18 protein-coding genes are annotated in these 17,069 nt (G+C 61.6%); 7 read left to right on the forward strand and 11 right to left on the reverse strand.

Annotated features, from left to right (window positions below):
* Nucleotides 1-43: 43 nt before the first annotated feature.
* The gene (locus H6851_09465; GenBank protein MCB9943832.1) at nucleotides 44-1,369 is read left to right on the forward strand and encodes a polysaccharide biosynthesis C-terminal domain-containing protein; all 1,326 of its coding nucleotides are present in this window, start codon (nucleotides 44-46) and stop codon (nucleotides 1,367-1,369) included.
* A 276-nt stretch (nucleotides 1,370-1,645) separates the two neighbouring features.
* Here the strand turns inward: H6851_09465 and H6851_09470 are convergent, their stop codons facing one another.
* Nucleotides 1,646-2,614 (reverse strand): D-glycerate dehydrogenase, encoded by a 969-nt coding sequence (locus H6851_09470; protein ID MCB9943833.1) that lies wholly within the window; start codon nucleotides 2,612-2,614, stop codon nucleotides 1,646-1,648.
* A 167-nt stretch (nucleotides 2,615-2,781) separates the two neighbouring features.
* On the opposite strand from H6851_09470, the gene H6851_09475 reads away from it, so the two are divergent.
* Nucleotides 2,782-3,579, forward strand: a complete 798-nt coding sequence (locus H6851_09475) for a DUF1849 family protein (GenBank protein ID MCB9943834.1) — start codon at nucleotides 2,782-2,784, stop codon at nucleotides 3,577-3,579.
* Nucleotides 3,580-3,700: 121 nt separating this feature from the next.
* Here H6851_09475 and H6851_09480 read toward each other — a convergent pair whose 3' ends face one another.
* Nucleotides 3,701-4,615: an ROK family protein gene (locus H6851_09480; GenBank protein MCB9943835.1), complete on the reverse strand. Its 915-nt coding sequence runs from the start codon at nucleotides 4,613-4,615 to the stop codon at nucleotides 3,701-3,703.
* A 176-nt stretch (nucleotides 4,616-4,791) separates the two neighbouring features.
* Between H6851_09480 and H6851_09485 the strand changes: the two genes are divergently transcribed.
* Nucleotides 4,792-6,027, forward strand: a complete 1,236-nt coding sequence (locus H6851_09485; GenBank protein MCB9943836.1) for an adenylate/guanylate cyclase domain-containing protein — start codon at nucleotides 4,792-4,794, stop codon at nucleotides 6,025-6,027.
* A 21-nt stretch (nucleotides 6,028-6,048) separates the two neighbouring features.
* On the opposite strand, the gene H6851_09490 is transcribed toward H6851_09485, so the two are convergent.
* The 6 genes from H6851_09490 to H6851_09515 form a co-directional block, all read right to left on the reverse strand.
* Nucleotides 6,049-7,431: a hypothetical protein gene (locus H6851_09490; protein MCB9943837.1), complete on the reverse strand. Its 1,383-nt coding sequence runs from the start codon at nucleotides 7,429-7,431 to the stop codon at nucleotides 6,049-6,051.
* A 299-nt stretch (nucleotides 7,432-7,730) separates the two neighbouring features.
* Nucleotides 7,731-7,898, reverse strand: coding sequence for a 50S ribosomal protein L33 (gene rpmG, locus H6851_09495; protein MCB9943838.1), 168 nt, complete (start codon nucleotides 7,896-7,898; stop codon nucleotides 7,731-7,733).
* 123 nt (nucleotides 7,899-8,021) lie between these two features.
* Nucleotides 8,022-8,639 (reverse strand): hypothetical protein, encoded by a 618-nt coding sequence (locus tag H6851_09500; GenBank protein ID MCB9943839.1) that lies wholly within the window; start codon nucleotides 8,637-8,639, stop codon nucleotides 8,022-8,024.
* Nucleotides 8,640-8,783: 144 nt separating this feature from the next.
* Nucleotides 8,784-9,602 carry a pyrroline-5-carboxylate reductase gene (locus H6851_09505; protein MCB9943840.1) on the reverse strand — a complete coding sequence of 273 codons (819 nt, stop codon included), beginning with the start codon at nucleotides 9,600-9,602 and terminating at the stop codon, nucleotides 8,784-8,786.
* Nucleotides 9,602-10,138 carry a YbjN domain-containing protein gene (locus tag H6851_09510; GenBank protein MCB9943841.1) on the reverse strand — a complete coding sequence of 179 codons (537 nt, stop codon included), beginning with the start codon at nucleotides 10,136-10,138 and terminating at the stop codon, nucleotides 9,602-9,604. Before H6851_09510 ends, H6851_09505 begins: the two co-directional genes overlap by 1 nt.
* Nucleotides 10,139-10,223: 85 nt before the next feature.
* Nucleotides 10,224-10,544, reverse strand: coding sequence for an accessory factor UbiK family protein (locus H6851_09515; GenBank protein ID MCB9943842.1), 321 nt, complete (start codon nucleotides 10,542-10,544; stop codon nucleotides 10,224-10,226).
* A gap of 36 nt (nucleotides 10,545-10,580) precedes the next feature.
* Here H6851_09515 and H6851_09520 point away from each other — a divergent pair, with 36 nt between their 5' ends.
* From H6851_09520 to pgeF, 3 genes are read left to right on the forward strand one after another with little or no spacing between them, the layout of a single operon-like run.
* Nucleotides 10,581-11,420 carry a prolipoprotein diacylglyceryl transferase gene (locus H6851_09520; protein MCB9943843.1) on the forward strand — a complete coding sequence of 280 codons (840 nt, stop codon included), beginning with the start codon at nucleotides 10,581-10,583 and terminating at the stop codon, nucleotides 11,418-11,420.
* Nucleotides 11,421-11,467: 47 nt separating this feature from the next.
* Nucleotides 11,468-12,499, forward strand: a complete 1,032-nt coding sequence (locus H6851_09525) for an SAM-dependent methyltransferase (GenBank protein MCB9943844.1) — start codon at nucleotides 11,468-11,470, stop codon at nucleotides 12,497-12,499.
* Nucleotides 12,496-13,263, forward strand: a complete 768-nt coding sequence (pgeF, locus tag H6851_09530; protein MCB9943845.1) for a peptidoglycan editing factor PgeF — start codon at nucleotides 12,496-12,498, stop codon at nucleotides 13,261-13,263. The genes H6851_09525 and pgeF overlap by 4 nt, the downstream gene beginning before the upstream one ends.
* Nucleotides 13,264-13,309: 46 nt before the next feature.
* On the opposite strand, the gene H6851_09535 is transcribed toward pgeF, so the two are convergent.
* The 3 genes from H6851_09535 to H6851_09545 form a co-directional block, all read right to left on the reverse strand.
* A complete protein-coding gene (locus H6851_09535; GenBank protein MCB9943846.1) occupies nucleotides 13,310-14,314 on the reverse strand; it encodes a TAXI family TRAP transporter solute-binding subunit in 1,005 nt (334 codons plus the stop codon).
* A gap of 200 nt (nucleotides 14,315-14,514) precedes the next feature.
* Nucleotides 14,515-15,072: a hypothetical protein gene (locus tag H6851_09540; GenBank protein ID MCB9943847.1), complete on the reverse strand. Its 558-nt coding sequence runs from the start codon at nucleotides 15,070-15,072 to the stop codon at nucleotides 14,515-14,517.
* Complete coding sequence (locus H6851_09545; protein ID MCB9943848.1) at nucleotides 15,069-15,557, reverse strand: hypothetical protein; 489 nt, start codon at nucleotides 15,555-15,557, stop codon at nucleotides 15,069-15,071. Before H6851_09545 ends, H6851_09540 begins: the two co-directional genes overlap by 4 nt.
* Nucleotides 15,558-15,842: 285 nt before the next feature.
* Between H6851_09545 and H6851_09550 the strand changes: the two genes are divergently transcribed.
* On the forward strand, nucleotides 15,843-17,030 hold the full coding sequence (locus H6851_09550; GenBank protein MCB9943849.1) for an aminotransferase class I/II-fold pyridoxal phosphate-dependent enzyme: 1,188 nt from the start codon (nucleotides 15,843-15,845) through the stop codon (nucleotides 17,028-17,030).
* The last annotated feature ends 39 nt before the right edge of the window (nucleotides 17,031-17,069 follow it).

Genomic DNA, 17,069 nt, shown 5'->3' on the forward strand with positions numbered 1-17,069 from the left:
ATCCGTTCATGCCATTTTCCATGACGATCGGGGCGAGCCGTCCATGAAGCCATCGATGCTCCTTGACGCCTTCTGGGTCCTGGTGACCCGGTTTGTCATGCGCGCGGCCAATCTGCTGGTCTTCATGTTGCTGGCTCGCGGGCTCGATCAGGAAGAATTCGGCCAGTATGGCTATGTCATGGCGTCGGTCCTGATGCTGTCGGTGATCTTCGACATCGGCTTGCGGCAATCGAGTGGCCTGTATCTCGGCAAGCCCGATGCCGACCAACGGCGCATCGTCGCCAATGTCCTGGCGATGTGGCTGGTGCTCGGCGCTTTTGGCAGCCTCGCGATGGCGGGCGTGATGGTCTGGGGCGGCTTTGACAGCTCGATGCTCGTTGTGATGCTTGCGGCTGCCACGCTTGCTCCCACCCTTCTCATCCGCATGGGACAGGGGACCTTTCTCGGGCTGGGCCGGATGCGGGCGCTCAACCAGTCGGAACTGGCTAGTCGTGCACTGCTGCTTGTGGGCACGTTCCTTGCCTGGTTGTTCAACATGCTGACGATAGAATTCGCATTGGCCCTGCTGTTCCTTTCCTACGCTGGTGCGGCGGGATTGCTGGTCTGGCAGATCCGGGATCTGGTCGGCTGGCCGCGTATCGATGCCGATATCGCGCGGCCTCTGCTCGTGACGGGAATGACGTTTGCCGGCGGCATTATAGGCATGATCATGCTGGGCCGCGTGGGCGTGTGGATCGTCAACGCCCTGCTCGGGTCGGCGGATGTCGGCTCCTATTTCGCCGTCATGCGCCTTTCGGAGATGATTGCCGAGGTTGCGACAGCCGTCGGAGTCGTCATCTTCAGTCATGGCGTGCGTACCGAGGACCGAAGGATCGCAGCCCTTTCCTCGGCAAGGACAGCACGCTGCGTTTCCGCCGTAATGGCAGTCGGCGGCCTGATTGCCCTTTGGCTGGCAGAGCCGGTGATCCGGTATTCGGTAGGGGCCACCTATGTCGAGGCGGCCGATGCCTTTCGCATCCTCGTGATCGGGTCGGTGTTGAGCTGTTTCAGCATGATGCTCTACCCGGGCCTTTCCTCACAGGGCGAGGCCAGGTACGGACTTCGGGTGTTCGGCCCCGGTACCGTGGTGGCGGCAGTGTTATGCTGGTGGTTGGTGCCATCCTATGGTGTCGTCGGCGCTGCCGTTGCTATGGCGTTTGCCCAGGGCGTTGTCGCGATTTCCATCATTCTCATCTACCGGCATGTTTTCGGGATTGAGTTGCACAAGATCATCATTCCCCAGCATGAGGATCTTGTTTCTCTGGCAGGATTTATCCGGCGCAAGTTTGGAAAGCCACGCAAGGGGACACCCGTGGCGGAAACGACCTGACTCGCCGATTGATGCACCCGGGCTTGTGTCTCCACGGCGCATCCGTTCGGCCGGTCTTGATGCATTTTCCGATCGGGCCTGATCGGGAAAATTCTCCATCCCATTGTTTTTTTTATATGTTTTCGACCATCCAGGTGATCGACCGTAAGCAGGAAAATTTCCAAGATATACGGAAGTCATGCTCCGTCCGGTCCATCATGTTTCCGGGCTGAATTCGTTTCCGACATCGGACTGTCTGCGGTTTGGCACGTCTGCATCCGGTCGATGATCTTCATCTCATACCACTCTGTCAGGTGGTTCCTTCCCTTCGAAAAATGCCCTGATATTGTCCAGGCAGCGAAAGCCCATCGCATTTCGGGTATCCACCGTTGCGCTGCCCAGGTGAGGCAGGAGAAAGGTGTTGGGCAAGTCCCGATAGGCGGGATGAATATTCGGTTCTCCGGCAAAGACATCCAGCCCGGCAGCAAAAACCCTGCCGGATTGCAGTGCTGCGATCAAGTCAGTATCATTAACCAAGTTACCGCGAGCGGTATTTACAATAACAGAATCTCGCGGTAGCAGCGATATCGAATATTCATTGATGATGTTTGAGTTTTCCATGGTACCCGGACAATTTAACGTTAAGAAATGGCAATGTGGAAGAAGATCTTCTAGCGTCTCATGGTATGTGGCGCCCTGCTCGAATTCTTCGGGGAGGCGGGAACGGTTATGGTAATGAATTGTTAAGCCAAAAGCCCGGGCGCGATGAGCGACGGCCCGACCGATACGGCCCATGCCGACGATGCCGAGATTGCGGCCTTGCAGCCCGACCCCCAGCATATCGGTCGGCGACCATCGGTCCCAGGTCGCATTGCGGACTTTTGCCTGGTTTTCAAAGGCCCGTCTGCTCGCCGCGAGCAGGCAAAGCATGGTGATGTCGGCCGTGGCTTCGGTCAGCACATCGGGAGTGTTGGTGACAGTGATGCCCTTTGTCCTGCAAGCTTCGAGGTCGATATGATCGGTACCGACCGAATAGGTCGCGATCAGGCGGACCTGTGGCGCAAGAGCCGCCACCAGGTCATCGGTCCACTTTTCGGTGGAGCAGGTGAGGATGGCATCGACGCTTTCGGTAGCCTGGAGGAGCATGGCCTGCGTGAGTTCGCGATCGTCCCCATTGAGGATCGGGACCGTTTCAAGGTGCAGGCGGTCGACGACCGCATCCGGCAGCCTTCGGGTGACAAGAACCCGAGGTCGAATTGTAGCCATGTCATACCTCCCTGGAGTGTAATCGAAAACGATGGTTGCAAATGGCCAGCATATCTCGCCCACGAGGTGGAACCACCGCGTATTTGTCTAAAATTCAACGCAAACAGCTTGGCAAGACAAGAGCTGATGCTAAAGGTTCAGTTGCGAAAAAGAAGGAAATGCCGACCATGACGACCTGCAAGTTTCTGGCTGCCCTGGCCGTTGCCGCGACTGTTGGCTCGGCGTCGTTCGGAGCCCAGGCTGTCGAACTGCTTTCGCACCGCGCGGCATACCGCCTGTCGCTTCACGATGCGGAACCGGCAGGGGGGGTAGTTGACGTGCGTGGCGCCCTCGTGATGGAGTGGCGGGCTTCCTGCGAGGGCTGGATCAGCAACCAGCAACTGGGTTTTGTCGCCGATACCACGGACGGCACGGACTTCATGTATGATGTACGGTTCAGAAGCTGGGAATCCCGCGATCACAGCAAGCTGCGCTTCTATGTCCGCTCCTTTGATGACGGCCGGCCCTTCGAGGAGATCAGCGGCAAGGCGACCTTGACTGCGCCCGGCATGGCCGGAGTGGCCCACTACGAGCAGCCGAAGGTCAATACCATCGACCTTCCCGCAGGGACGATCTTCCCGACGTTGCATATGAACCGTCTGGTGGAAGCCGCCGAGGCTGGCGAATATGTCATGACCCACGAGGTTTTCGACGGCTCGGATCCCGACGTCATCTCGACGGTCTCGGCGTTCATCGGCCAGGCACGGGTCAGCACCATCGACACCGAGCATGGCAAGGAGCAGCGCTGGCCTGTCCACCTTGCCTATTACAGCGGCAACACCGGAGTCGATACGCCCGATTTCCAGATCTCGTTCGATCTCAGCAATCAGGGCGTGCTCTACGACATCGTTCTCGACTATGGCGAGTTCGCCCTTCAGGCCGATCTTGAGGAGATGGAGGCCTATGATACGCCCGTGTGCCAGTGACGCGGCAGCATGGCAGGATACGGGTGCATGTCCCGCCTGTGTCTCGTCTTTCCGGCAAGCGGATGGCTGACCCGCTGATGTGAGTGCCCGGCCGGGCCAGCATCGCGGTCAGGCTCCCGGATCAACCCTGCTGCCGTTCCATGTCCCGGCCGAGCCATGCCGCGCCGCGCACGCCTGAACTGTCGCCATGTGCCGACTTGCACAGATCGGTCGCGACGTGGTCGGAGAAGGTGTAGCGCCCCCAGCGCGCGGGAATGGCCTCATAGAGGCGTCCGATATTGGACATGCCGCCGCCGAGCACGATGACATCGGGATCCAGCAGGTTGATGACGGTTGCGAGTGCGCGGGCGAGGCGATCCTCATAACGCTCCAGCGAGGACAGGGCATCAGCGTTACCCGCTTCGCCAAGTCTGACGATGTCGGCCGACAGGAGTTCGCCACCGAAACGCCTCTGGTGGTCGGCCGCAAGCCCCACGCCGGACAGCCATGTTTCCAGGCATCCCTTCTGGCCGCAATAACAGTCAGGTCCGGGCCTTTCATCGTCGGCCGGCCAGGGGAGGGGGTTGTGGCCCCATTCGCCACCGACGGCGTTGACACCGGTGATGATCTGCCCGTGAGCCACGATGGCTCCTCCCACTCCCGTGCCGAGGATGACGCTGAAGACCACGTTTCTGCCGGCTCCGGCCCCGTCGGTCGCTTCGGAAAGTGCCAGGCAATTGGCGTCATTCTCGAAGGCGATACGGCGTTGCAGCCTTTCCTGCACATCCACGTCGAAGCGTTTGCCGTTGAGCCAGATCGAATTCGAATTCTTGATGAGACCTGTCGCCGGCGAGATGGCTCCGGGGTGGCCGATGCCAAGGGACCCCCGGCAACCCAGCTCCCGCTCCGCGTCTTCGACCAGCTGACCCATGGCCTCGATAGTGGCCTCGTACGACCCCCTTGGGGTAGGGATCCGTCGCCGCAACCTCTCCTGACCGTCGGCATCCAAAGCAATGATTTCGATCTTCGTTCCGCCGAGATCGATTCCAAGTGCAATCGACGACACATTCCTCTCCCGTTTCCTTCACTCGTGCGACTGTAACAGGAGCCGGAACCGTTCGCGACGGTCGTCATGCATGGCTATCATTTTCAGCCGCGAGCGGCCGCTGCTATAGACATGCCGGGGACGACATGGTGGCGATCGGGCATAGGTCGCCAATGGAGGAATTTCCTGTGGAGTTGGAAGACAGGATCGTTGTTCATCGTGGCCTGATCGCTGACGGGCTGGCTGGCCAGGACGAGGCCGGGCTGGTCGACGACTACTGCCGCAGTCTTCGCGAACGGGGGTTCCCGCTCACGCGGTTCTCGGTCGGGGCACAGATTCTGCATCCGTTGCATGAGGGAAGATCGATCGTCTGGCGCGAAGGCGAAGACCTCAGCATGGAGTTCCATTCGCCGATTCCCGTGGGGGAAATGTCGGTCGATTGGGAGCGCAGCCCCTTTCGCGCGTTGATCGAGGGGGAGCAGGATGAAATCCGGCGCAGGCTCGACAGCAACAGTTTCGATCCGGAGGAATTCTCTCTGCTGGAGGATTTCCGCAACCAGGGAATGACCGACTATCTGGCGCTGCGCGTCGCCTATCGTCGGGAAAGCACGCTGGGCGGTCCGTACGGTGTGGTCATGTCCTACGTGACAGACCGGACCGGCGGTTTTCCCGATATCGACATCGAGGCACTGAGAGAACTCAGTCGCACGTTTTCGCTGTCCTTTCGGGCGATGGCCGAGGTGTTCACCGGCCGAACGCTGATGCGGACCTATGTCGGGGGCGATGCGGCCAGACGGATCATCGAGGGGGCCATTCGCCGGGGACATGCGGAATCGCTTAATGCGGTACTGTGGTACAGTGATCTCCGCGGTTTCACCCGCATCGCCGATACCGTGGCGCGCGAGGAGCTGATGCCGCTGCTCAATGACTATGCCGAGTGTCAGGTCGACGCGGTCACGAGCCATGGCGGCGAGGTGATCAAGTTCATGGGGGATGGCATGCTCGCGATGTTCGAAGCCAGCGATCAGCCGGCAGCCTGTAGGGCCGCACTGGATGCCGCAATCCTTGCCCGCTCCAGCACGATGCAGTTGACGGAACGCCGCAAGCGGGCCGGGTTGCCGACCACGGGAATCTATCTGGGGCTGAACCTGGGGGAAGTGCTTTACGGGAATATCGGCAGTTCGCAGAGGCTCGATTTCACGGTCATCGGCCCCACGGTCAACGAAGTCGCCCGGATCGTCAGCATGTGTCGGGCCCTCGACCAGAGCCTCGTGATTTCGTCGGCTTTCGCCCGCGCCTGTCCTGACGGCGACCGACGGCTCGTGTCCCTTGGACGCTACGCCCTGCGCGGCGTTTCACGGCCGCAGGAGCTGTTCACCCTGGACATCGAAGCCGCCCTCAATGGTCCTTCGGCAGCGTGCTGATGGGACGCTGTCCCGCATGTGTCACGAGGCAGGGCCGGCCGCGATATTGACCGTCCGTGACGGATCGTTCTCGATATAGTCCCGAACGATCTCGATCTGCCGCCCGTTCGAATTGGCATTGAGCCATTCGGCGATACGCTCGACCCGCCTTTCGGCCATCCAGCGGTTGTACTTTTCCGCTTCGGCAGCGCCGCCGCCGCTGACGGGATCCGTCCCGACGGCTCCCGAAAGGTGGATCCTGTAGGTCTTCCCCTTGTCGAGACTGTCGACGAATGTCTTGAGCGTCCTTGCGCCACTGCCGCCGAAGAAGCTGCTGTTCATCGCAAAGGTGATCGATGTCCTGTTATTGCTGGCCATGGCCTGCGACGGAGCCGTTGCGGGGGCCGGGGCAGGGCTGGCGGCCACGACTTTCTGTTCGACCTGCTCGACCGGACGCACGGCTTCGACGGTGTTGTCGGCATTGTCTTCCGACACTTCCTGCCCGGCCTTCGCCGGCGTGGCATCCATGCTCGTCAAACTTGCGGGAACCTCGATCTGCGCTGGCGGAACGATCGGCCTGGTCTCGCTCTCGATCGAGGCGACCTTCGGCGGCTTGGTCAGGTCCTGGACGGGTACTCGGGACGCGGTGACCGGTACCGTCGGCGTGACGGCCACGGGTTGTTGCGGGGTGGACGGCCCGGCGACATCGCTTTCGCGAATTTCCGATACCTTCACGGCAGGTTTGGCCGACGTTTCCTTGGCATTGATTTCGTCACGCGAGGTCAGTGGCCGGGGCTCGGTCCGCTCGACCTTCGAAGGGGTAGTCTCGGCCTTCGGTGCTACAGCCTCGACTTTCTCCTTGGGCTGGGGAGCTTTCGCACCTACCGAATTGTCGAGGCTGGCGACAATCGCATCGTTGACAGGTTTGCCTTCACAGTCTTCCCCCTTGTGCAACTGGAACACCCACAAGGTCACCCGGGGCTCCTTGACCATGAACTGCCAGTCCCAGACGCTGGCCACCGATTTTGCCGGCAAGCCCAGATTGATCAGGGTCTGCTGGATGCGATCGGCGCGCGCACGGGCGAGGCGATGGGCGGAAAGCGTATCGCCGTCGGCCTGATCGCCCGGCTGGACGTGGCCGATCGCCTGGGCGGTCAGGAAGCAGTCGGTCGCCATCGGCACCAGCAACCGCTCAACGGCCATGCGGGTCGTGTCATCGAGCTCGGACTTCTTCAAGTCGAAGGGAATGGCATGGACCGACACATGGGCGATGCGTCCGTCCTTCAGGATGAGAGGAGTAGGGCCTGTCATGAGGCTTTCGAGCGGTGCAGCCCCAGCCGGTGTCAACGCTGCGAGAAACGGCAAGGTGAGCAGCGCTGTCGCGAATTTCTGCCAACGGCCCTTGGGCAGGGAGGATGGAAGCACGTGTCGAAGACCTCCGGCTCTGTCATCTGCGGCCCGTAGCGGGCCGGTATCTGCACCTCCTCGTCGAGGATATGCAATTCCTACTTGTGAGTGATAAACTATATCGCAAATTCGCGCATAGATACAATAGTGGCCTGTTGACCAATGGCGGAAAAATGAAAAACCCGCCATTGAGGCGGGTTTTACCTGTCCTGTGACGCATTGTCACAACATCACCACTTCGCAGGCAGATTCCCTGTCGGGAACCAACGCCAAGGGCGAAATCCGGTTCACCGGAACGTTCATCACGCTGACAGCCGCTACTTGATTTTCGATTCCTTGAACTCGACATGCTTGCGCACCTTGGGATCGTATTTGCGCACAGACATCTTTTCGGTCGTGTTCCGGGTGTTCTTCCTGGTGGTGTAGAAAAAGCCCGTTCCCGCGGAACTCACGAGCTTGATCAGCACCGTCGAGGGCTTCGCCATCGGGCCTGCTCCTTGATTCTCAATAACTGGATGATCGAACGCCGAGAAAATAGGGCTGTCGTGCCCGCTGTCAAGTCACGCGGTTCGGATCACGCATTCGTCATGCAGCTTCCGCTGCTTCCGTCATGCAGTTTCCGCCGCCTCGGGCGTCGGATTTCGACGTCGACGCAGCCGGCAGGCCAGACCGGCCATTCGGTCGAGATGCCCGAGGCGCTTGTCCACTTCGGCCATCGTGGCGGCCATGTCCTCGCTATCGTCGTGCAGCCATACCCTGAAGGCTTGCGCGTAGGCGAGCATGAGCATCCGTCGGGCGGCACGGCCGGCCATTCCCCGCAACCGTATTCCGGCAGCGTCGGCCAGTGCCGATGCCATGCGGTCCAGGTTGCAGAAGGTCAGCAGGACAAGGTCGGGCGACTTGCGGGCATCGCGGGCGAGGCGGACAAGTCCGGGGCGGAAGGTCTGCATCGCCTCGAACCGCCGCATCATCAGGTCGAACAGGCGCTCGCGAATGTCGAGATCGTCGAGGCCCGGCAGGGCCTTTTCAAGCATGGCCTTGTCGAGATGCCGGCCCACACCGGACAGCACGGCGCGGCGGCGCGGCAGCTGGCGGTGGACTTCGGCAAGGTCGGTGTCCGTCTTGCGGGCAAGGTCGACAAGTGAGAAATTCCGCCACCCGTTCTCGGCTATCAGGTCCATGCCTGCCGCAACGAGGTCGTCAATCGCTTTCCTGGACTTCGCCATCCGGTTCCCTCCTCATGCGATCAGAGGGATCGTCGCCCCTCCGCGCTTCAAAAAATACTCCGAAACATGACCCGTAGCGGAGCAGCGTAACCGAAAAGCAGCGAGAAGCGAAGCCGAAGAGGGCAATAGCCCCTGTCGGAAGCTTCAGGCGAGTTCGCGCGACCGCGTCGCGGCGGCAGCGACAGTGCGCTCCATGAGCGGCGCCAGACCGTCTTCGGCCATAAGGACCTCAAGAGCGGCCTGGGTGGTGCCGCCCGGGCTGGTCACGTTGACCCGCAGGGCCGAAGGGGAATCGCTGCTCGATCCTGCCAGGGCTCCCGCACCTTCGACCGTGCGCAGGGCGAGAAGGCGGGCAAGCTCGACCGGCAGACCGGCCTTCTCGCCGGCCTGGGCCATGGCCTCGACGAGATGGAACACGTAAGCCGGCCCGCTTCCCGAGAGCGCTGTCACAGCGTGCATCTGCTCTTCATCCTCGACCCATGCCGTCTCACCCACGGCCCGCATCAGCGCCTCGGCCTCGCGGCGTTGGCGATCGCTGGCCATGCGGTTGGCGCAAAGTACGCTCATGCCCCTGCCGATGGCTGCCGGTGTGTTCGGCATGACCCTGACAATGGCGGTATCGCTGCCGAAAATCGCCTCGAACGAGCTGATCGGCTTGCCGGCGGCGATCGAAACGACCTGCGTCCCGGGTCCCGTGAAGGCGGTAAGCGCTGGCAGCACATCACCCATCACTTGCGGCTTGACGGCGACAACGATCGTCCGCGCGGTCATGGCTGGAAGGGTATCGGCGCTTGCGGCAACGGTTTCGACACCGAGCGCGGCAATGGCATCACGGGCAGCATCGTTCGGTTCGATGACGAACGCATCGCCTCCCGCGAGGCCACCGCGCAGCCAGCCGGTCATCAGCGCCGAACCCATCTTGCCGCCACCAGCGAGCAGAAGCGGTCCGGCAATGCGCTGCATCATGCTTCTCCTTCGGTCTCGAGCAGTGCAGCCATGATGGCTTCCTGTGGCTCACGGCCACCCCAGATCAGGAACTGGAAGGCGGGGTAGAAGCGGTCACACTCGTTGACGGCAATCTCGACGAGATCCGACAACAGGGCATTGTTCGCGAGGTTCCCTTCCCGGAACAGGCACGAATAGCGGAAGATCGGCAGCTGTTCCTCGGGCCAGAGCTCGAAGTGACCCAGCCAGAGCTTTTCGTTAGCGATCGACAGGAGCTGGAAGAAGCTGTTGCGTTTCTTGGCCGGCACCTTCATGTCGAGCGCGCAGGACAGATGCATGACACCGATCTCGGGATGCCATGCAAACCAAAGTCGATAATTGCACCACTGGCCATTGATCTCGGCCGCAAGCTCTTCTTCGTTGTGGCGATGGTAGGGCCAGTCCTGATGGCTGGCGATCTGTTCGACCAGATCCAGCGGATTGGCGATATTCTCTATGGACTCCGAGAGTAGCGACGACACGCCATTATCTCCAGTCGGAACGGTAGTACTCATGGCGGCGATCCGAGGAAGGTATCGTTCCGTCAGGAGACGACCCTGCCAAAACCACCCCGGAATGACAAGGAATGAGCTTGCCGGTCTATCGCTCGTCAGAGGAATTGTCATCGGGCTTCCCCGACGTGCCGCGCTTTTTCCCGGACGGTTTGCTGTCGAGCACTGCAAGTTTTTCCTCGAGTTCGGCTATGCGCGCCCAAAGAAGATCCTGTTCCGCCCGTGCCTTGGCTGCCATGGCGCCTACGGCATCGAATTCCTCGCGGGTGACGAGGTCCATGTCGTTGGCCAGGCGCTCGATGCGCTCCTTGACCCGAAGTTCGATTTCCTCGCGCAGGCCGCCAAGGGTATGAACGGCTCCACTCGCCACTCGGGCCAGATCGTCGAACAGGCGGTTCTGGGTCTGCATCAATTGTCTCCTTGGCGAGGCTCGACCAGTCGGTCAATGACCTCTATATCGGGTCCGAATGCCCTCCGACAAGGTTCCTGCTTCGTGCCCCTGTTTGCCATTGCCTTCCCGAACATCGACCCCGTCATCATCCATCTCGGTCCGCTGGCCATTCGCTGGTATGCGCTGGCCTACATTGCCGGTCTGCTGCTGGGCTGGCGTCTGGCCCGCCGGCTGGTCCGGCGCGAGGGATGGCTGCCGACGGAGGAACAGGTCGATGACCTGTTGTTCTACGCCACCCTGGGCGTGATTATCGGCGGGCGGATGGGCTTCGTCATTTTCTACCATCCGGTCTATTTTCTCCAGAATCCGCTACAGATCCTTGCTGTGTGGCAGGGAGGCATGTCGTTTCATGGCGGCCTGATCGGTGTCATTACCGCGGTGTTCATCTTCGCCCGCCAGAGCAGGCTGCCGGTGCTCGAACTGCTCGATGTGGCGGCCGTCGTCACGCCCATCGGGCTGTTCTTCGGGCGCATCGCCAATTTCATCAATGGCGAGCTCTGGGGGCGGGTGAGCGATGTTCCCTGGGCAATGGTCTTCCCGACCGGCGGTCCCGAACCGCGCCATCCGAGCCAGCTCTACCAGGCCATGCTCGAAGGCGTTGTTCTGTTCGCGGTGATGTTCGCCCTGTCGAGACGTCCCCGCATCGAGAAGGAACGGGGCCTGTTGAGTGGCGCCTTCCTCATCGGTTATGCGGTCGCACGGACGATCGGCGAACTGTTCCGTCAGCCCGACGCCCATCTCGGCTTCCTTTTCGGTTTCATCACCATGGGGCAATTGCTGTCGATACCGATGTTGCTCCTCGGATTGTTCCTGGTACGCCGGGCACTGCGTTGAACCCGTTGCAACGGCGACTGATCGACGAGATTCGCGCCGGCGGTCCGATGGATGTCGCAACCTACATGACGCTGGCCATGGCCCATCGCACGGCCGGTTACTACGCAACCCGGGATCCTCTCGGGTCCCGCGGAGACTTCATTACGGCTCCCGAGATTTCACAGATGTTCGGTGAGTTGGTGGGGGCGGCACTGGCGCAGGCCTGGATCGATATGGGAGCGCCGCCGCGAGCGTTGCTGGTGGAACTCGGCCCGGGGCGGGGAACGCTGATGTGTGATGCCCTGCGCGCCACACGCCATCTGCCGGGTTTCCATGACGCGCTTCGCCTGCATCTGGTGGAAAGCAGCCCGGTCCTGCGCGCTGCGCAAGGACGTGCGCTCGCGGCCTCGCGGCCCGTCTGGCACGAGGATCTTTCGACACTGCCGTCGGATGCGCCCATCCTGCTCTGTGCCAACGAGTTCTTCGATGTCCTGCCCATCCGCCAGCTCGTCCGCACGCAGCAGGGCGTGCAGGAACGGCGAATCGCTGCCGACGACGATGGACGGCTGGGGTTCGTGCTGGACCCGCGCACCGTGACATTGCCCGCAGGTGGAACCTTTCCCGACTCGGGGATTGTCGAGATCGCCCCGGCCCGCGATGCGCAGATGGCGATGGTCGCCAGCAGGATCGCGGCGCAGGGAGGCTGCTGCATCGTCATCGACTACGGCGATCTCGACCTGGATGGCGCCGACACGTTGCAGGCCGTGCGCGATCATGCGAGGGCGGAGCCGCTCGAGGATCCTGGCGAGGCGGATCTGTCCAGCCATGTCGCCTTTCGTCCGTTGATGGAGGTTGTCCGTAGTGCAGGGCTTTCCGCCTACGGCCCGTTGCCGCAGGGCGTCTGGCTGGAGCGGTTGGGCATCGCGATGCGGTTCGAGCGGCTGGCGCGTGATACCTCATGTGAGGTACGGGGGGCGCTGCAATCGCAGCTGCGTCGTCTCGTCGATGGCGATCAGATGGGCATCCTGTTCAAGGTTATGGCCGCGACCAGCCTGTCCGAGCCGCCTGCGGGATTCACATCATCGGAATGCATGTCATGATCTTTGACGAGGCCGCGCCGTTGAAAGCCGTCGGACATGTGCGTCACGGGTTTTTCGGGCGTCGTGGCGGTGTCGGCGAAGGGCCGTTCGGCACGCTCAATGTCAGCCTGCGCAATGCCGACCGGCGTGAGGCTGCAGTCGAGAACAGGACCCGCGTGGCTGCGGCTCTGGGCGAACGGGTACAGGCGCTCAGCATTGCCCGGCAGGTTCATGGAACCGGCTGCGTCGCTCTGGAGGAGCCATTGGGGCTCGACGGCACGGTCGAGGCGGATGCGCTGGTTACCGACCGGCCCGGGATTGCCCTGGGCGTCACGACCGCCGATTGCGGTCCCATACTGTTCGCAGATCTCGACCATCATGTCATTGGTGCCGCGCATGCCGGCTGGCGTGGGGCGCTCGCGGGCATCACCGCGTCGACACTGGATGCGATGGAACGGCTCGGAGCGGATCGCCGGCGCATTGTCGCCGTCATCGGCCCGTGCATTGCGGTCGAGTCCTACGAGGTGGGACCGGAAATGGAACGGGCCTTCATCGATGCGGGTCCGGTCCATTCACGGCACTTTCGCGACGTGGCCGGGCGTCGGCATTTCGACCTGCGGGGGTATCTGGCCGCCAGACTCAAGCGTGAGCATGTCGCGCATATCGGTCATGTGGCGCGCGACACCTATGCCGAAAGGGACATGTTCTTCAGCTTTCGACGCACCACCCACGAGGGTGGCGGCCCCTTCGGCCTCCAGGTGTCGGCCATAGCACTCTCGACCTGACGATGACCGCCCGTGCGGCAAGGCTGTCGAGCGGCATATTTATCGCTCAATCAACAAGGCCATGCTCGCGGTAATAGCGCTCGGCTCCGGGATGCAACGGAATACCCGCACCGTCGAGGGCGGTATCCATGGTTATTGCCCTGCCCTTGCCGTGGCCGTTGTCGAGAAGCTTGCGCGAGCTGTCATTCCACAACGCCTTGGTGATGTCATAGACCAGCTGGTCATCGGCCTTGGCGGAAATGACCCACTGGGCGACCACGCCGAATGTGCGGATCTCCGGAACTCCGCGATAGGTATCGGCGGGTATCCGATCCACGCTCAAGAAGGGGTATTCCTCCAGCATCTTCTCGATGACGGGACCGGTCAGGGGGACGAGGCGGATGTCGCGTTCCTCGGCGAGGCTGGCGACCGATGGGGTCGGATAGCCCGCCACCGCGAAAAAGCCGTCCAGTTCGTTTGCGAGGATCATTCGCGAGGCTTCCGCCGGCTTGACATGGACCGCTGTGATATCGTCCTCGCCGATACCGAAGCTGTTCAGGACGATTCGGGCATTGACCTGTGTGCCGGAGCCCTGGTTGTCGAGCGAAATTCTCTTGCCGCGGATATCTTCGATGGTCTCGATGCCGCTGTCAGCCGTCACCACGAGGTGCATGCTCTCGACATAGAGGCTGGCGACCAGGCGCAGGTCCGTGGCCGGTGGAATGCCGTCGAGCAGCCCGCGATAGGCGGCATAGGCGATGTCGCTTTGGGCAAGCCCGCTGTCGAGACCTCCGGACATGATGCCTTCGATATTGTCGATCGAGCCGTTGGATGACTGCGCAATGGCGATCATCCCATCAACGCCGCAGCTGCCGCCATCGTCGCATGGGCGTGCGCCGGGCGGATTGCTGATGGCATCGGCGAGCAGGCCGCCAATCGGGAAATAGGTTCCGGCGACGCCGCCCGTGCCGATCCTGAAGATCCGGAAATCTTCAGCTGAACCGGTCGCGACCGTCATCATCAACATCAAGAGGCCAAGGATTGCCCGAAGCCCTCCTGCTCTCGACCGCATGCTTCAGCCTCCTCCGCTGGAACGCCCCGACGGCCATCCATCGGGGAATGTCCTGGACCTTCGTTCCGGTCTCGACAGGGCCGACCGGCCAGCCGTTCCCGAACCCTCCCCGTTCGGGCTGAACGACCCGAACGATCACTGAACGGGACGAGACAACGAGGTGGTGCCGGTGCTCCGATGCCATCAAATCGGGATGTATCCTAGTCAGCGCGTTGGGCCCGCCCTTCGATTGTCCGCTCCACCACTCCATCGACAATACGCTCGAATTCGAGGTTGAGGCGGTCACCTTCGAGTGATCTCACATGGGTTTGCAATTCATAACGGCCATCGTCGAGGATGACGAAGGAAAAGACCCGCAGACCTTCGGCGTCGAGATAGCCCCAACGCACCGGATCGCCGGCGATCGGGGCAATTTCGTCGCGCTCCTTGAAGGGATTGTAGGCGCGCCGTTCGCGCAGATAGCCACCGTTGCCGGACTTCTCGAGATCGAGAGCGCCCGTGCGCCGCTTGACGCCGGGCAGGTTCCTTCGTCCGTCGACCAGGTCGACATTGACCCATTCGATATGCAGGTCGGTCCTGGCGGGTCGGCTGAAAACGATGTCCATGTCGCGAAGCGAAGTCTGGCCGGTCAACGGATCGCTGACCACTGCCTCACCGACGAACGCGCCAACATAGTCGTCGAGTGTCTGAGCGTGGACCGGACGGAAGAGAGCCGGCGCTGCCGCCAGCAGCATGGCGAGGGCGATATCGCGCATCATGGCCGGTGCTCCAGGCTGGCCTGCCATGTCAGTTCCGTGGTGCCGTTGACGATTCTGGTCAGCTTCATCTCCGCCTGGCCGCCGTTGTTCCCGATCTGCATGCGGTCGAGTGTCATGTGTCCGTTACCTGTGACTTCCAGTCGGTAGAAGATCAGGGTGGCGCCATCAAGGCGTGCCCAGAGGATCGGCGCGTCGTTGAGGCTTTCGATTCCCTTGCTTGCGAACAGCCCGAACAAGCCTGTCGACTTCTGCTGTTCGAATACGCCCGGCTTGCCTGAAGGGATGAAAGGGGTTTTGGCCAGGTTCATGTCGTCGGCATGGTATTCGAGGCTGAAGCCGGTACCGGCTCGATCGATCATGATGACAATCGGTTTGCCATCCTCCGTCTTGCCTTTCCACTGGCCGAAATAGTCGTCCGGCGGCGTGGCGAGGACAGGGTGCCAGAGCAGGAGGAGGAACAGCAACCCGAAGGAGAAACGTGGCATCCGTAGACCCTTGTCAACCAGAAAGAAAACTATAGCGCTTGTTGACCTCGCCGTCATCCACACCGCACGTAACGTGCCGGCATGATGCGCCCGGGTACTCCATCGTGCTGCCGGCGTCACATCAGTTGCACAAATCCGGGATGTTTTTCTATTGTGTTGAGATAGGTTGCACCGCTCTGTTAAACCTTATTGAAGAGTGCTTGAACTGCCGCCGGTGCCCGATCGGGAACTATACCGGTGCGTGATCATCCTTGGCGACTGCCACAACCCCGTGGAGCCATTGGCTTGTCCAGCCCCTTCGACCGTTTTTCGGATCTGCCCGAATTTCCATTCCGGCGTCTGGCCGCCTTGCTCGAAGGCGTGGAACCCGCTGCCGGCCGCGAGGTTCTCGACCTGACCGTGGGCGAGCCCAAACATGCGCCTCCAGCGATGCTGAGTGAAACCGTTTTGGCGAATGCCGACAGTTGGAACCGTTATCCACCGCCATCCGGCACCGACGCGTTCCGAAATGCAGTTGCACGATGGCTCACCCGTCGATACGGCCTGCCGCCCGCTTTCATCGATCCGGTCACCCATATCGTGCCACTGGCCGGGACCAAGGAGGGGTTGTTCCTGCTTCCGTCCGTGGTGAACGGCAAGGAACGGGCGGTGGCCCTGATGCCGAGCCCCCTCTATGCGGTCTATGCCGGCGCTGCGGCACTCGCCGATGCGGAGCCTGTGGGCCTGCCGGCCATCGCCGAACACGGTTTCCTGCCGGACCTCGATGCCCTGGATCCGCAACTGCTTGACCGTACCGTGGTCTTTTTCCTTTGCTCGCCCGCCAATCCTCAGGGGGCTATTGCCAGCAGGGACTATCTGGCGAGAGTGGTGGAACTCGCCCGACGCCACGATTTCCTGTTTGTCAGCGATGAATGCTACAGCGAGATCTACGACGATGCACCGCCCGTCGGCGTGCTCGAAGTGCTGGTCGAAATGGGGGAGGGCATGCATCATGTCGTTGCCATGCACTCGCTGTCGAAGCGTTCGAATGCTGCGGGGCTGCGCAGCGGTTTTGTCGTTGGTGATGCCGCCATCTTGCGCCGCTTTGCCCGTTTGCGCGCTTATGGCGGTGCCGTGCAGCCGCTTCCGGTGATGGAGGCGGCCACGCGCCTTTGGGATGACGAGGAACATGTCCGTGCCAATCGCGAGCGCTATCGTCGCAAGATCGATATTGCCGAACGCAAGCTGGGCAATCGTTTCGCCTTCTATCGCCCGGCGGGCGGTTTCTTCCTCTGGCTCGATGTGGGAGATGGCGAAGCTGCCACCCGCCGCCTTTGGCGGGAAGCCGCGCTGAAGGTCCTGCCCGGCAGTTACCTGACCTTTGGCGATCCGGGTGACGGCGATATGGGGAAGGCCTATATCAGAATGGCTCTGGTCCACGACGAAGCCATCATCGGGACGGCCCTTGACCGCCTTGTCGATGTTCTTGGTTGATGGATTGTTGCGGATTGACGGACTGAAGGAAGTGTTGTC

This window comes from Geminicoccaceae bacterium, assembly GCA_020638465.1.
In the GTDB taxonomy this organism is placed as follows: Bacteria; Pseudomonadota; Alphaproteobacteria; order Geminicoccales; family Geminicoccaceae; genus JAGREO01.